16 protein-coding genes are annotated in these 13,843 nt (G+C 59.3%); 9 read left to right on the forward strand and 7 right to left on the reverse strand.

The genetic code is table 11. The features are described 5' to 3' along the window. Positions 1–98 precede the first annotated feature (98 nt). The 6 genes from AC1MDT_RS09470 to AC1MDT_RS09495 are packed head-to-tail and all read left to right on the forward strand — an operon-like array spanning position 99 to position 6,162. The gene (locus AC1MDT_RS09470) at positions 99–3,017 is read left to right on the forward strand and encodes a monovalent cation/H+ antiporter subunit A (protein WP_480421767.1); all 2,919 of its coding nucleotides are present in this window, start codon (positions 99–101) and stop codon (positions 3,015–3,017) included. Next, positions 3,017–3,361, forward strand: a complete 345-nt coding sequence (locus tag AC1MDT_RS09475; protein WP_007944721.1) for a Na+/H+ antiporter subunit C — start codon at positions 3,017–3,019, stop codon at positions 3,359–3,361. The genes AC1MDT_RS09470 and AC1MDT_RS09475 overlap by 1 nt, the downstream gene beginning before the upstream one ends. Further along, a complete protein-coding gene (locus AC1MDT_RS09480; protein WP_480421768.1) occupies positions 3,358–5,043 on the forward strand; it encodes a monovalent cation/H+ antiporter subunit D in 1,686 nt (561 codons plus the stop codon). The genes AC1MDT_RS09475 and AC1MDT_RS09480 overlap by 4 nt, the downstream gene beginning before the upstream one ends. After that, positions 5,040–5,528: a Na+/H+ antiporter subunit E gene (locus AC1MDT_RS09485; RefSeq protein WP_480421769.1), complete on the forward strand. Its 489-nt coding sequence runs from the start codon at positions 5,040–5,042 to the stop codon at positions 5,526–5,528. The genes AC1MDT_RS09480 and AC1MDT_RS09485 overlap by 4 nt, the downstream gene beginning before the upstream one ends. Then, on the forward strand, positions 5,525–5,803 hold the full coding sequence (locus tag AC1MDT_RS09490; protein ID WP_480421770.1) for a K+/H+ antiporter subunit F: 279 nt from the start codon (positions 5,525–5,527) through the stop codon (positions 5,801–5,803). Before AC1MDT_RS09485 ends, AC1MDT_RS09490 begins: the two co-directional genes overlap by 4 nt. Next, positions 5,800–6,162 carry a Na+/H+ antiporter subunit G gene (locus AC1MDT_RS09495; protein ID WP_480421771.1) on the forward strand — a complete coding sequence of 121 codons (363 nt, stop codon included), beginning with the start codon at positions 5,800–5,802 and terminating at the stop codon, positions 6,160–6,162. Before AC1MDT_RS09490 ends, AC1MDT_RS09495 begins: the two co-directional genes overlap by 4 nt. A gap of 100 nt (positions 6,163–6,262) precedes the next feature. On the opposite strand, the gene AC1MDT_RS09500 is transcribed toward AC1MDT_RS09495, so the two are convergent. The 3 genes from AC1MDT_RS09500 to AC1MDT_RS09510 all read right to left on the reverse strand — a co-directional run bounded on the left by AC1MDT_RS09500 (position 6,263) and on the right by AC1MDT_RS09510 (position 8,467). Then, positions 6,263–6,700: a DUF3995 domain-containing protein gene (locus AC1MDT_RS09500; RefSeq protein WP_480421772.1), complete on the reverse strand. Its 438-nt coding sequence runs from the start codon at positions 6,698–6,700 to the stop codon at positions 6,263–6,265. 126 nt (positions 6,701–6,826) lie between these two features. Further along, positions 6,827–7,843, reverse strand: a complete 1,017-nt coding sequence (locus tag AC1MDT_RS09505; protein ID WP_480421773.1) for an ABC transporter substrate-binding protein — start codon at positions 7,841–7,843, stop codon at positions 6,827–6,829. Positions 7,844–7,996: 153 nt separating this feature from the next. Next, entirely contained in the window at positions 7,997–8,467 is a 471-nt protein-coding gene (locus AC1MDT_RS09510) for a hypothetical protein (RefSeq protein ID WP_480421774.1), read from the reverse strand. A gap of 284 nt (positions 8,468–8,751) precedes the next feature. Here AC1MDT_RS09510 and AC1MDT_RS09515 point away from each other — a divergent pair, with 284 nt between their 5' ends. Next, positions 8,752–9,000 (forward strand): hypothetical protein, encoded by a 249-nt coding sequence (locus AC1MDT_RS09515; protein WP_480422739.1) that lies wholly within the window; start codon positions 8,752–8,754, stop codon positions 8,998–9,000. A 148-nt stretch (positions 9,001–9,148) separates the two neighbouring features. Then, entirely contained in the window at positions 9,149–9,379 is a 231-nt protein-coding gene (locus AC1MDT_RS09520; protein WP_480422740.1) for a hypothetical protein, read from the forward strand. 171 nt (positions 9,380–9,550) lie between these two features. Here AC1MDT_RS09520 and AC1MDT_RS09525 read toward each other — a convergent pair whose 3' ends face one another. Beyond that, entirely contained in the window at positions 9,551–10,129 is a 579-nt protein-coding gene (locus AC1MDT_RS09525) for a hypothetical protein (protein ID WP_480421775.1), read from the reverse strand. After that, positions 10,122–10,754, reverse strand: coding sequence for a hypothetical protein (locus tag AC1MDT_RS09530; protein WP_480421776.1), 633 nt, complete (start codon positions 10,752–10,754; stop codon positions 10,122–10,124). The genes AC1MDT_RS09525 and AC1MDT_RS09530 overlap by 8 nt, the downstream gene beginning before the upstream one ends. 338 nt (positions 10,755–11,092) lie before the next feature. On the opposite strand from AC1MDT_RS09530, the gene AC1MDT_RS09535 reads away from it, so the two are divergent. Next, positions 11,093–11,332: a DUF2789 domain-containing protein gene (locus AC1MDT_RS09535; RefSeq protein WP_201119587.1), complete on the forward strand. Its 240-nt coding sequence runs from the start codon at positions 11,093–11,095 to the stop codon at positions 11,330–11,332. 126 nt (positions 11,333–11,458) lie between these two features. On the opposite strand, the gene AC1MDT_RS09540 is transcribed toward AC1MDT_RS09535, so the two are convergent. Further along, positions 11,459–13,063: a methyl-accepting chemotaxis protein gene (locus AC1MDT_RS09540; RefSeq protein WP_480421777.1), complete on the reverse strand. Its 1,605-nt coding sequence runs from the start codon at positions 13,061–13,063 to the stop codon at positions 11,459–11,461. A gap of 199 nt (positions 13,064–13,262) precedes the next feature. Continuing rightward, a complete protein-coding gene (locus AC1MDT_RS09545; protein ID WP_007907888.1) occupies positions 13,263–13,667 on the reverse strand; it encodes a TraR/DksA family transcriptional regulator in 405 nt (134 codons plus the stop codon). Positions 13,668–13,843: the final 176 nt, after the last annotated feature.

The following is a 13,843-nucleotide window of genomic DNA, read 5'->3' on the forward strand; positions in this document are numbered from 1 at the left end:
TTTCAGTCTACCGTGTAGGATTCTGCGACAGCTTGTCGTTTGGTGATCCGGGAACTGGCACGTATGATGCTTCACAAACTTCCGCAGATTAGAAGCCTATGTCCCTGATAGTTCTACTGCTTCTGCCTTTTATCGGCAGCTGTGTGGCAGCATTGCTGCCACACAACGCGCGCAATACCGAATCGTTATTGGCTGGCCTGGTTGCCTTGATTGGCGCCGTTCAGGTCGCCTTCCTGTACCCGCAAATCGCCCATGGCGGCGTCATTCGTGAAGAGTTTTTCTGGCTACCGAGCCTGGGCCTGAACTTCGTCCTGCGCATGGACGGTTTTGCCTGGCTGTTCTCGATGCTGGTGCTGGGCATCGGCGCGCTGGTTTCGTTGTACGCCCGCTACTACATGTCGCCGGATGATCCGGTACCGCGCTTCTTTGCGTTTTTCCTGGCATTCATGGGCGCCATGCTCGGGCTGGTGATTTCCGGCAACCTGATCCAGATGGTGTTTTTCTGGGAGCTGACCAGCCTCTTTTCGTTCCTGTTGATCGGTTACTGGCACCATCGCGCCGATGCCCGGCGGGGTGCCTACATGGCGCTGATGGTCACCGGCGCGGGTGGCTTGTGCCTGTTGGCCGGGGTCATGTTGCTTGGCCATGTGGTCGGCAGCTATGACCTGGACAAGGTCCTGGCCGCCGGCGATCAGATTCGCGCTCATGCCCTTTACCCCATCCTGCTCCCCCTGATCCTGATTGGCGCCCTGAGCAAAAGCGCACAATTCCCCTTCCATTTCTGGTTGCCCCACGCGATGGCCGCGCCGACACCCGTCTCGGCCTATCTGCACTCTGCGACCATGGTCAAGGCCGGGGTGTTTCTGCTCGCACGACTGTGGCCGTCACTGTCCGGCAGCGAAGAATGGTTCTACATCGTTAGCGGGGCCGGGGCCTGCACCCTGTTGCTCGGCGCCTATTGCGCGATGTTCCAGAACGACCTCAAAGGCTTGCTCGCTTACTCGACCATCAGCCACCTCGGCCTGATTACCCTGTTGCTGGGGCTGAACAGCCCGCTGGCTGCCGTGGCCGCCGTATTCCACATTCTCAACCATGCCACCTTCAAGGCCTCGCTGTTCATGGCCGCCGGGATCATCGACCATGAAAGCGGTACCCGGGACATTCGCAAACTCAGCGGCCTCATTAAACTGATTCCCTTCACCGCCACCCTGGCCATGGTCGCCAGCGCTTCCATGGCCGGTGTACCGCTGCTCAACGGTTTCCTCTCGAAGGAAATGTTCTTCGCCGAAACCGTGTTCATCAACGCGACTGCCTGGGTCGAGATGACCCTGCCGATTGTCGCGACCATCGCTGGCACCTTCAGCGTCGCCTATTCGCTGCGCTTTACTGTCGACGTGTTCTTCGGCCCCACCGCCACCGACCTGCCACACACCCCGCACGAGCCACCCCGCTGGATGCGCGCGCCGGTGGAATTGCTGGTGTTCACGTGCCTGATCGTGGGGATCTTCCCCGCGCAGGTGGTCGGCCCTTTGCTCGCCGCCGCGGCCCTGCCGGTCGTGGGCGGCATCCTGCCTGAATACAGCCTGGCGATCTGGCACGGCTGGAACGCGCCGATGATCATGAGCCTGATTGCCATGTCCGGCGGCATCGTGCTTTACCTGTTGTTGCGCAATCAGCTCAAGCTCGGGCGCTTCAAGTACCCGCCATTCATCGGCCAACTCAACGGCAAGCGTTTGTTCGAGCGCAGCCTGGTGATCATGATGCGCCTGGCCCGCCGGCTGGAGCGGCGCATCAACACCAAACGCCTGCAAACCCAATTGTTCCTGATGGTACTGGCGGCGGTGCTCGCCGGGCTGATCCCGATGCTCCACAGCAGCTTGAGCTGGGGTGACCGGCCGAAGATTCCAGGCTCGATCGTGTTCGTGATCCTCTGGCTGCTGGCGATCGCCTGTGCACTCGGCGCGGCGTGGCAGGCCAAATATCACCGACTCGCCGCCCTGACCATGGTCAGCGTCTGCGGCATGATGACCTGCGTGACCTTCGTCTGGTTCTCGGCACCGGACCTGGCGCTGACGCAATTGGTGGTCGAAGTGGTGACCATGGTGTTGATTCTGCTGGGCCTGCGCTGGCTGCCTCGACGAATCGAAGAGGTGTCGCCGTTGCCGAGCAGCCTGCGCAAGGCGCGCATCCGGCGGATCCGCGACTTGCTGTTGTCGACCGTGGTCGGCGGCGGCATGGCGTTGCTGGCCTACGCCATGCTGACGCGCCAGACGCCGAATGATATTTCCTCGTTCTACCTCAGCCGCGCCCTGCCTGAGGGCGGCGGCAGCAACGTGGTCAACGTGATGCTGGTGGACTTCCGCGGCTTCGACACCCTCGGTGAAATCACCGTGTTGGTGGCCGTGGCCCTGACGGTATTCGCCCTGCTGCGTCGTTTCCGCCCTCCCAAAGAAAGCCTGCAGTTGCCAGCCCAGCAACGTCTGCTGGCGCCGGACGTGGTCACCGACCTGGTCAACCCGCGTCATGCCAGCGACACCGCGCTTGGTTTCATGATGGTCCCGGCGGTGCTGGTGCGCCTGCTGCTGCCGATTGCGCTGGTGGTGTCGTTCTACCTGTTCATGCGCGGCCACAATCAACCGGGTGGCGGGTTTGTCGCCGGGCTGGTGATGTCGGTGGCGTTCATCCTGCAATACATGGTCGCCGGCACCCAGTGGGTCGAAGCGCAAATGAGCCTGCGACCGCTGCGCTGGATGGGCATCGGCCTGCTGTTTGCCACGGTCACAGGGCTTGGGGCAATGGCGGTCGGTTATCCGTTCCTGACCACTCATACCTGGCATTTCGAGCTGCCGGTGCTGGGCGACATTCACATCGCCAGCGCGCTGTTCTTCGACATCGGCGTGTACGCCGTGGTGGTGGGTTCGACGCTGCTGATCCTGACCGCCCTCGCCCACCAATCGGTTCGCGGCCACAAAACCGCCGCCCAGCCTAAATCCGTCGCCACGCAAGGAGCCGTCTGATGGAAGAAGTCATCGCAATCGCCATCGGCGTACTGGCCGCGTCCGGCGTCTGGCTGATCCTGCGGCCCCGGACATTCCAGGTGGTCATGGGCCTGTGCCTGCTGTCTTACGGCGTCAACCTGTTCATCTTCAGCATGGGCAGCCTGTTCATCGGCAGGGAGCCGATCATCAAGGACGGCGTGCCGCAGGACCTGTTGCACTACACCGACCCGCTGCCGCAAGCGTTGGTGCTGACCGCGATCGTCATCAGCTTCGCGATGACCGCGTTGTTCCTGGTGGTGTTGTTGGCTTCCCGGGGGCTGACCGGCACCGACCATGTGGATGGCCGGGAGCCTAAAGAATGAATGCAATGACGCACCTGATCGCTGCGCCGATTCTGCTGCCGCTGTTGACCGCCGCCATCATGCTGATGCTCGGCGAGCGACACCGTCCGCTCAAGGCCAGGATCAACCTGTTCTCCAGCCTTCTGGGCCTGGGCATTTCCGTGTTGCTGTTGCAGTGGACGCAAACCACCGGCGTACCCGGCTCCATCGGCGTGTACCTGCCCGGCAACTGGCAAGCGCCGTTCGGCCTGGTGCTGGTGGTCGATCGCCTCTCGGCCATGATGCTGGTGCTGACCGGGATCATCGGTGTCAGCGCCCTGCTGTTCGCCATGGCCCGCTGGGACGGTGCCGGTTCGAGTTTCCATGCCCTGTTCCAGATTCAGCTGATGGGCCTCTATGGCGCGTTCCTGACGGCGGACCTGTTCAACCTGTTCGTGTTTTTCGAAGTGCTGCTGGCCGCCTCTTACGGCTTGATGCTCCACGGTTCGGGCCGGGCGCGGGTGTCGTCAGGCTTGCATTACATCTCGATCAATCTGCTGGCCTCGTCGCTGTTCCTGATTGGTGCGGCGCTGATCTACGGTGTCACCGGCACCCTGAACCTGGCCGACCTGGCGCTGAAAATCCCGCTGGTGCCGGAAGCCGATCGCGGGTTGCTGCATGCCGGCGCAGGGATACTTGCGGTAGCGTTCCTGGCCAAGGCCGGGATGTGGCCGCTGAACTTCTGGCTGGTGCCGGCCTATTCGTCGGCCAGTGCGCCGGTGGCGGCGATGTTCGCGATCATGACCAAAGTCGGCGTCTACACCTTGCTGCGTTTATGGACATTGCTGTTCTCCGGTCAGGCCGGCGCTTCGGCGTACTTCGGTGGCGGCTGGCTGATCTACGGCGGCATGGCGACCATCGCCTGCGCAGCGCTGGCGATCCTGGCCGCGCAACGGCTGGAACGCATGGCCAGCCTGAGCATTCTGGTGTCGGCGGGGATTCTGCTGTCGGCCATCGGTTTCGCCCAGCCGAACCTGATCGGCGCTGCGTTGTTCTACCTGGTCAGCTCGACCCTGGCGTTGAGTGCGCTGTTCCTGTTGGCCGAATTGATCGAGCGTTCGCGCTCGGTCAATGAAATGCCCTTGTTCGATGACGCAGACCTGCTTGCGCGACCGATGAAATCGCCGCAACCGCTCAAAGGCATCAACCTCGATGACGAACAGAAAGCGCTGGTCGGTCAGGTGATTCCCTGGGCCATGGCGTTCCTCGGCTTGAGTTTCATTGCCTGCGCGCTGCTGATCATCGGCATGCCACCGCTCTCGGGGTTCATTGGCAAACTCAGCCTGCTTAGCGCCCTGCTCAACCCGCTGGGCCTGGGCAATGGTAGCGACGAACCGGTGTCGAACGCCGCATGGGGCTTGCTGGCACTGTTGATCCTGTCCGGGCTGGCATCGCTGATCGCCTTTTCGCGCCTGGGCATCCAGCGTTTCTGGACGCCGGCAGAACGACCGTCGCCGTTGCTGCGACGGCTCGAATGCGTGCCGATCGTTGCCTTGTTGGGGCTGAGTATCCTGCTGACGTTCAAGGCTGAGCCGCTGTTGCGTTACACGCAGGCCGCCGCCGAGGCGTTGAACCACCCACAGCAATACGTGATGGCGGTGCTCGGCACCCGGGCGGTTCCGAGCCCTGAAGCCAAGGCAGCGATGCTGGAGGTGCAACCATGAACCGTCTGTTTCCGGCGCCGTGGTTATCGCTGGCGCTGTGGCTGTTGTGGCTGGTGTTGAACCTGTCGATGAGCCCCGGCAACCTGTTGTTGGGCGCCATGCTGGGGTTCTGCGCGCCGTTGATGATGCGTAAATTGCGTCCGCTGCCGATCCGCATTCGCCGGCCCGGGGTGATCCTGCGCCTGTTCTTCCTCGTCGGTCGCGATGTGCTGGTCTCCAACGTCGCCGTGGCCTGGGGCGTGCTCAACGCGGGTCGGCGTGCGCCACACTCGTGTTTTATCAAGGTGCCGCTGGACCTGCGTGATGCCAACGGTCTGGCTGCACTGTCGATGATCTGTACGGTAGTGCCTGGCACGGTCTGGTCGGAACTGGCACTGGACCGCAGCATTCTGTTGCTGCACGTCTTCGATCTGGATGACGAAGCGCTGTTCATCCAGCACTTCAAGACGGCTTACGAGCGTCCATTGATGGAGATTTTCGAATGAGCGAGTTGCTGTCGAACGCGGTCCTGCTGAGTCTGTTCATCTTTTGCGTGGCGATGATTCTGACCCTGATTCGTCTGTTCAAAGGACCGTCCGCCCAGGATCGGGTTCTGGCGCTGGACTATCTGTACATCCTCGCGATGCTGATGATGCTGACGCTGGGCATTCGTTACGCCAGTGACACTTACTTCGAGGCGGCACTGTTGATTGCGCTGTTCGGCTTCGTCGGCTCATTTGCCCTGGCGAAATTCCTGTTGCGCGGCGAGGTGATCGAATGAGCTCAGAACTGTCTCTATGGGTGGAAATTCCGGTGGCGATCCTGCTAGTGCTCAGCAGCCTGTTTGCGCTGATCGGCGCCATTGGCCTGTTGCGAATGAAGGACTACTTTCAGCGCATGCACCCGCCGGCGCTGGCGTCGACTCTGGGTGCCTGGTGCGTGGCCCTGGCGTCGATCATTTATTTTTCGGCGCTCAAGTCCGGGCCGGTGTTGCATGCCTGGCTGATTCCGATCCTGTTGGCGATTACCATGCCGGTGACCACCCTGCTGCTGGCTCGGGCGGCGTTGTTTCGTAAACGCATGGCCGGGGATGATGTGCCGGCCGAGGTGAGTAGCCGGCGTACCGAAAGCGGGAGTTGATCCATAGTATTGTGCTGATTGGGCTGGCCTCATCGCGAGCAAGCTCGCTCCCACAGGAGAACGCATTCCACTGTGGGAGCGAGCTTGCTCGCGATGCTTTTCAGATCCAGGCGACGGCCAACAACCCCACCCCCAACACCACGCACAACGGCGAATACGCCCAGGTATCCAGCCGGGCAAATCTCGAATTCTTGACCTGTTTGAAGAACCCCATCAGCTCCGAATCGCCGATTGCACGGGCGAACATCAGCATCGCGACGGCGCTGATCACCCATTGCAGCGACCAGTGATGCACCGTCGGCAAATAGAGGCCGACTCGCAGGCACACCAGCATCGCAATCAGCAATAACCCCACCGCCACCAGCAACGTTGCAAAACCCGAAGGCTTGAACGCCGGCCTTGATTTGCCGCCGCCCTCCCCAGGCACTCGCGGCACTGCCGCCTCGCTACCCAACTTGCCACCCGCCGCCCAATACAGGTGGACTAGGCTGATCAACAGGAAGATTGCAGCAATCCATTGCGCGATCATTAGGCTCATATTCAGACATCCAGCGTGAAATGTTGCAGGAGGATGAACTTCATTGAAGTATTTTGTAAGGGTATTCGTCAGTGGGGGCGGGCCGTCATCGTTGACTGATCGATGACGGCCCGCCATGACCCCCCTTTATTTCAACGCGCCAGACACCTTGTCCGCCACATCCTTGGGCACCCAGGCCCGCCACACATCCGGGTGCGCCTTCATGAACGCCTCGGCGGCCTGACGTGGTGCGGTGTGTTTTTCGCTCATGTCGGCCAGTGCCTTGTTCAATGGATCGATTGGTAAATCGACTTTGCTGAAGAAGTCAGTAATCTGCGGATACTGCTTCTGGAAGGGCGTGGAAACGCCAATGGACAGCTTGGAGGCCAACGAACGGGTTGGCTTGGGATTCGGATTGTCGGCGTCGGTCAGGGTTTTCCAGGCTTCGGCGTCAAACGGCGGCTCCTCCAGCTGGATCAGTTTGTAGCGGCCGAGCAATGGCGTAGGCGACCAGTAATAAAACAGCACCGGTTTGCCGCGATGGATGGACGAACTGATCTCCGCGTCCAGCGCCGCCCCGGAACCGCTGCGGAAATTCACGTAGCTGTCGTCCAGCCCATAGGCTTTGAGTTTCTGCTTGTTGACCACTTCCGAAGTCCAGCCGATCGGGCTGTTGAGGAAGCGCCCCTTGCCCGGGCTTTCCGGATCGCTGAACACGCCCTTGTAGCGCGGCAGGTCGCTGACACTGCGCAGGTCCGGTGCCAGCGGTTTGATGCCTTTGGCCGGGTCGCCCTTGATCACGTACTCCGGCACCCACCAGCCTTCGGTGGCACCCTTGACCGTATCGCCAAGACTCACGACTTTGCCTTCAGCCTCTGCCTTGACCCAGACCGGGCTGCGACCGGCCCATTCTTCGCCAATGACCTGAATATCATTGTTGGCCAGCGCAGTCTCCAGAGTGATGGTCGTGCCCGGCAAGGTATCGGTGGGCAGCCCGTACCCCTTCTCGACGATGATCCGCAGGATATCGGTGATCAGACTGCCGCTTTCCCAGTTCAGGTCGGCGAAGTGGATAGGCGTCTGGGCAGCGAATACCGGAACGGGTGAAGCCAACAAACCGAACGCGGCCAAGGACGCGGCCAACAACCGTCGAACTCCGTTCATGCTTTTGCACCTCGTGCTGTTCACAGCAATAGCAGGATGGCCTGTCAGAAGACCGCAAGCCTCAAAATACTCAGTCAATTGACTGTAGTAGAGGTTCCTGCTTTCGAGGAGGGAGTAATTAACTTCCGGAAAGATCCTGCAAGCCCGGAGCCATTATTCGCTGGCCTTGAAAGTCACCAGTTCACCCTTGCGCCACTTGGCAGCCTTGGCGGTTACGGCTTTCAGGGTTTTGGTCAGGCCTTCCTGCAACTGTTGGTGAGCAGCGAACACCATCACAACACTGTGGCCTTCCTTGAACACAATGGCGTGGCCGTCGGCTGTGGTCACGAATGCGTAGTCGCCCAATCCGTAAACCGTCAGTTTGATGTCACGGAACTTGATGTCCAACTTGCCGCCTTCGCGACTGGGTAACACCGAAGCGCTGAAATGATCGCCGACCTTCAGCTTGAGCCCTGGTTTGTCGTCCACTACGAGGGCTGACTCGGTGTCGATCTCGGCAATGTAGATGCCTTCAGCGTTCTGTTCGGTGATGTAAACAAAACGTGACTGGAACTGTTTAACCAGCTTTGCGCGCAAATCACCCAGCACGAACAAAGCATGCATATCGAGATTACTTACTGCCAAGGAAACATCCCCACATCTGAAAATGATGCCGCGCGCTGAAAAGTTCGCAGCAGAAAAAAAGCAGCAATAGGAAAACGTGCTTCTAGCGGTCAGAGAAAACCGGACTACCGACTTTAGGGAAAATACTCTTGAATAAAAGCACTTTTCCGACATATCGCTCGCAAAAAATTGCTTTAGATGAACATCAATCGTCGTCCAGTGACGGTGATTCTAGAGCAGTGATGCTCACTGAGACTACCCATAACGACGTACACACGTCGGCAAATCAACGAAAAGGACTTCATATGTGCACCCTGACACACTTCGCTTCCCCTCAGGCACCGTACACAAACAGCTCGCCGATGCTACACCCGGCGGTGTTTCCCCAGTATGAATTCCACCCTGAGGAGCCTGCCCCGCCTCGGTTTCAAGTGATTCTGGCCGGCAATTGCTTCTTCCACATCAAGGAAGTTTCCACAGGCCATGTCAGAGGATTTCGTGGCAACCACAACGACGCCTGCGCCCTTGCACGTGCTCTTGAGTTACGCCGTTGATGGGCTACGGCCATAGACGTTTCGTCATGCCGATGACTTAACTCAGCCGCCAGCAGGCAACTACTGCCATACTGCCCGACCAATGAAACCCGTCCCCATGGCGGACAGCGTTCAACACAACAGACTATTTCCAAAGGAAGGCGGCTACGTGACGGAATTTGATATCGGCGAATTTTTTATCCGGGGCGAAGCCAGAGAAATCGAAGGCGAATTCCAGGCAGTCATTGTCATGCGCGCCAAACCACCGCTGACCACCGTAACGTATCACCAGGTCGAGAAGGATCGCTGGTTCAAGACATCGGACGTCGCCGCCGTCGCCGCCCAGGACGCGGCCAAAGAGCTGAAGGTTGCGGTCGATGGTGGGGCTTTGAAAGCCTGAGACGGGATGGACTCGTCCGGGAACTGGCGCTGCACAGCGCGATTTTCAACGCCGCCAGTTTGCTGTTTCAGGCCAGACCCTGCCTCGCCGGCAGGGTCGACACCTCGGCCCGAGAGGTGTCTGCAGCGTGCCAACCGGGCGCAGGCAGCACGCTTTAATGTCGACAAATAATCAGATCAGCTTGCGCTTGACCGCTTCATCCAGCGTACTTTGGGTCAGGTGCTTGAGCAACACGTCCCCTCGTTCATTGAACGGCAACCCGACAATCAGCAGAATCTGCATCCAGGTGCGAGTGCTCTCCTGTTTGACGATTTTGCCCAGCACGTTGCCTTCCTGATCCTTGAACACTGTTTCCAGCGTGAAGGTATTGCTGAACGTCGTCGGGATCACGAACAACGTGAACCCCGTCAGCCAGGCACTGGCGATATTGCCCTGCTCGTTATTGGTCAGGGTACTCGCGACGTAGAGGTTCGAGTCGACTTTATCGGTGGTCACGTTTTTGAACTGTCCGGATTCCTTGAAGGTTTCCAGCATGTTCTTTTCCACCAGCGCCGCATTGCCCACGCCACCCGACAGTTCGCCGTTGAACTGCTGCTGAGTGCTCACGTGCAGATAAGCGCTGGGCTTGTCTTGTCGGGCCTGGGCCGGTGGCCACTGATCCACCGGAGGCAAATCATGTTGGGAATAGGAAATGCAGCCGGTCAGGGTGCTGCTGACCAACAACAGCAAAACCAAAAGGTATTTATTCATGTGCTGCCAATTCCTTTGACGGTGTATGCAGTTGAGGGGTGGCCCCGGCCAACAGATTAGCGATCAGTTCACGCAGCTGGGTACCGCCCAGGCGGGGATTGAAATAATCGGCGTTCCACAGTCCGACATTCTTGTTGAGCTTGATCTGCTGGACCGACCTGGCCAGTTGCTTGCCCTGACGGTCTTCGATGATCAACTCCCCTGCGAGGTCGTATTTGTCGATGTAAATCGGGCCGTCGACCCAGATCCAGAGGGTCAAGGTCACCAGCGCACCGGGAATGTAAGCCGGGTGCATGGTGCGTTTGCCTGCCAGCGAGGTCAGGTTGAACTTGAGCACCACGTCGTCCTCGCCCGCCTTGGCCGGGAACACCACGATTCGCTTGAAGTAATCGCTTTTGTCGACATAGGTGCTGATCTGCTCGGTCAATTGCCGGCTGCCGGCGACACGCACCTTCTCGTCCAGTTCGGGGGCGGAAATCACCACATCACTGATCTCGGCATTCCGATCGAGGGTGGATGGCGCGGGCTTCAAAGGTTCGCCGATAGGCCCCAGGGGTGTGAAGGACACACAACCGGTCAACGACAGGCCAAGCGCGATGGCCATCAAATAAACAAGACGCTTCACTGCTTACATCCTTTTCATGCGGGATCGGTGACGCGTCGGTTTGAAAGAAATCGCGCAAGGGATGGGCAATCCAGCACTGAAAGCGCAGTAAGCCTGGGGACGCGAGTCGCCTACTTCCTTGTTCGAACTCTTTGAATGGCGGCTCAATGACGCCAAAAACGCGACGGCATCGTAATCGTTGAAACCCCGACAAGCAATAGCCTAATGCCATCACTGTGGCGAATCCGCAGAAAGCTGCTAAACCCCTATCGAACGCTTGGCGCGCGGCACCCTCAGATGCAATGACTGCACTGCCGATTGCGCACTCGATATGCCTGAGTAACCTCTAGGAGATGAAGATGGATTCACCGACGCACGACTTGAAAGGCTTGTTCGACCAACTCGGCCTGGACTCCAGCGAGAAGGCGATCGACGATTTCATTGCCAGTCATTCACCCCTGGCGGACGACAAGAAACTCATCGATGCCGAGTTCTGGACCCCGCAGCAAGCAGGCTTCCTGAAAGAACAACTGCGTGAAGACGCCGATTGGTCACGGGTGGTCGACGACCTGAACCTGCGCATGCACCAGATTCACTAAAGCAAATGTGGCACTTGTAGGAGCGAGCTTGCTCGCGATGGTCGTTAACGATTACGCGTGTTTACTGGCTAAACGCGGCGCTCTTGAGTCCATCGCGAGCAAGCTCGCTCCTACAATTCATCGTGTCTAGCGAGTTTTTTCCGGCTTGTAACCCAATCGCAAGCCACCCCAATGCCGGCCTTTGACCATGATTGGCACCGAGAGGTCGTGCATCAGTTCACCGGTGTCGCGGGTGTAGGTTTGCAGCAGTACAGCCTGCTGGTGGCTGCCACAGCGAATGCCAGTGCGGTCGGCGAATTTGCGTTTGGTACGGTTTTGCAAGGTATCGATCTGCGCATCACCGGTCAGGGGTTGGCTGAAGACCTTGTTATGGGTCGGCACATAGCCCTGCTGCGTACAGGCGATGGCGAACACCAGGCCTTCATGGCGAGGCAGCAGCGGTTCCTGGATCGCCGGCAAGACTTGATCGGCGTAGCGATCGAAGCGGGTCTGGTACTTGGCCGGGATTGTGTTGGGAATGACCTGGTAATTGCGATCAAACAGATCATCGAGACTCACGCGGCCCTCGTCGATATCCGCTTCAAAGCGCGCCGCAATCTGACTCGCGCCTTCGCGGGCCAGGTCGTAAATCCGCTGGTGATAGTCATCCAGCCCGACTTCGGCGAGACGCTCGCTGATGGTTTCAGCCTGGGCTTCCATTTGCACTGCCGCCTGGGCCAGGCGTTGGGTCTGTTGGTCGCTGATCGCCAGGTCGCTGCGCATCTGTTCGATGGCGTGAAACAGGCTATCGAGTTGTTCACGGTTGGTGTCGGCCCCCTTGGCGATTTCCCCGACCTGGTTTTCGACGCCGGCCGCCAGACGCGCAATGTTCTCCAGGTGCTGGCCGGTGTGCTCGACCTGCTCGACACCGGTGTCGAGGTCGCTGGACAGTTGCCGGATCTGCTCCACCACTTGCGCGGTGCGTTGCTGAATATCGGCGACCATGTCCCCGACCTCGCCGGTTGCCGTCGCCGTGCGCGCGGCCAGACCGCGAACCTCATCGGCCACCACCGCAAAACCACGCCCGTGCTCCCCGGCCCGCGCCGCTTCGATCGCCGCGTTCAATGCCAGGAGATTGGTCTGGCTGGCGATGGACTGAATGACCAGGGTGACCCGCTGGATGTCGTCACTGCGCAGGCTCAGGGCTTCGATCAGTTCGCGGCTGTTACTGGCACGCTGACTGAGTTGATGCATACAGGCAATGGATTCGATCAACGCCGTGCGCCCTGCTGCGCTGCTCTGGTGAGCTTGGCTGGCGGCACCAAGGGCTTCTCGACTGAGTTTGGAGGTGGCTTGTTCGGTCGCGATCATCACTTCGGCGTTGCTGACAATCCGTGCCGCGGCACCGAGTTGCGATTGCAGCTTGTCGGCCAGTTGCTTGACCGAAAAGGCCACACCGGCGGCAGACAACGCGTTATGACTGGTGGTGTGGGAAAGATCGCGAGTCAACTCGACAATAGCGCTGACGCTGTCGGCGGGGGTTGCCTCGGGGATGGCACGCGAGCGCAGGCGAGGCAACCAAATAATCAGCACGGCCAAGGGCAGGCCAAGGTAAAGCGACCAGTCGCCCAGCGTCATGCCGCACAACAAGAGCATCAGGGCGATGCTTTGCAGGGTCGGCGTCAGCCATAGGTTTTTCGGCGAAAACACGGGTGCAGGCACTGCCGCAACCAGAGATCCGTCACGCGTCATCTTCGTCACCCCACCAATAATTCTAATTGTTCTATCAGCATTTAACGCCACCACAAGGCCATTATCTATGGTCCGTTAGTAGGGGGCATTGCCGAGGATCAATAGAAGTACTCAGGTTTCTTCAGGGCGAAAAAAAGCATCGCGGGCAAGCCTTGCTCCTACAGGAGCGGGCTTGCCCGCGATGCGGGGCGCTACGAAATCAGGCCTGACGCTGGTGCTTGTCGATCTGTTCGTGACGCTCTTGAGCTTCGATGCAGTACTTGGTGGTCGGGCTGATCAGCAGGCGTTTCAGGCCGATGGCCTCGCCGCTGTCATCGCACCAGCCGAAGCTGTCTTCTTTGATACGTTCAAGCGCCTGTTCCAACTGAGGCAGCATGCGCTGATCGCGGTCAATTGCGTTCACCAGCCAGGTGCGCTCTTCTTCGACAGACGCTGCGTCGGCCGGATCGGCCGGGGTGTCCAGGCTTTCGATGGCGATGCGGTTCTGTTCGATTCGCTCATGGGTTTCGACTTTCATGTTCTGCAACAGCTCAGAGAAAAAAGCATGTTGCTCGGCATTCATGTAGTCATCCGCCGGCATGGCCAGCAACTTGTCCTTTGTCATTGATATCTCTATAAAAAAACGTGCATTAAGGCGAATTAGGGAGCGTTCCGGCAGACCTGGGTCGGTCAGCGGAAAGGCGCCGTTTATTCCAAGCGCCACCCGGCACTCAATTTACGAGGGGCGGCAGTCTAAGGCCGACTTGAGGCCTCAGCAACTGAAAAGACAGCGAATTTGTC

The organism is Pseudomonas sp. ASL7 (genome assembly GCF_056680375.1).

What these genes read in the sequence shown, in the direction of transcription:
- AC1MDT_RS09470 (WP_480421767.1), top strand. Translation starts at nt 99, where the DNA reads ATGTCCCTGATAGTTCTACTGCTTCTGCCTTTTATCGGCAGCTGTGTG.
- AC1MDT_RS09475 (WP_007944721.1), top strand. Translation starts at nt 3,017, where the DNA reads ATGGAAGAAGTCATCGCAATCGCCATCGGCGTACTGGCCGCGTCCGGC.
- AC1MDT_RS09480 (WP_480421768.1), top strand. Translation starts at nt 3,358, where the DNA reads ATGAATGCAATGACGCACCTGATCGCTGCGCCGATTCTGCTGCCGCTG.
- AC1MDT_RS09485 (WP_480421769.1), top strand. Translation starts at nt 5,040, where the DNA reads ATGAACCGTCTGTTTCCGGCGCCGTGGTTATCGCTGGCGCTGTGGCTG.
- AC1MDT_RS09490 (WP_480421770.1), top strand. Translation starts at nt 5,525, where the DNA reads ATGAGCGAGTTGCTGTCGAACGCGGTCCTGCTGAGTCTGTTCATCTTT.
- AC1MDT_RS09495 (WP_480421771.1), top strand. Translation starts at nt 5,800, where the DNA reads ATGAGCTCAGAACTGTCTCTATGGGTGGAAATTCCGGTGGCGATCCTG.
- AC1MDT_RS09500 (WP_480421772.1), bottom strand. Translation starts at nt 6,700, where the DNA reads ATGAGCCTAATGATCGCGCAATGGATTGCTGCAATCTTCCTGTTGATC.
- AC1MDT_RS09505 (WP_480421773.1), bottom strand. Translation starts at nt 7,843, where the DNA reads ATGAACGGAGTTCGACGGTTGTTGGCCGCGTCCTTGGCCGCGTTCGGT.
- AC1MDT_RS09515 (WP_480422739.1), top strand. Translation starts at nt 8,752, where the DNA reads ATGTGCACCCTGACACACTTCGCTTCCCCTCAGGCACCGTACACAAAC.
- AC1MDT_RS09525 (WP_480421775.1), bottom strand. Translation starts at nt 10,129, where the DNA reads ATGAATAAATACCTTTTGGTTTTGCTGTTGTTGGTCAGCAGCACCCTG.
- AC1MDT_RS09535 (WP_201119587.1), top strand. Translation starts at nt 11,093, where the DNA reads ATGGATTCACCGACGCACGACTTGAAAGGCTTGTTCGACCAACTCGGC.
- AC1MDT_RS09540 (WP_480421777.1), bottom strand. Translation starts at nt 13,063, where the DNA reads ATGACGCGTGACGGATCTCTGGTTGCGGCAGTGCCTGCACCCGTGTTT.
- AC1MDT_RS09545 (WP_007907888.1), bottom strand. Translation starts at nt 13,667, where the DNA reads ATGACAAAGGACAAGTTGCTGGCCATGCCGGCGGATGACTACATGAAT.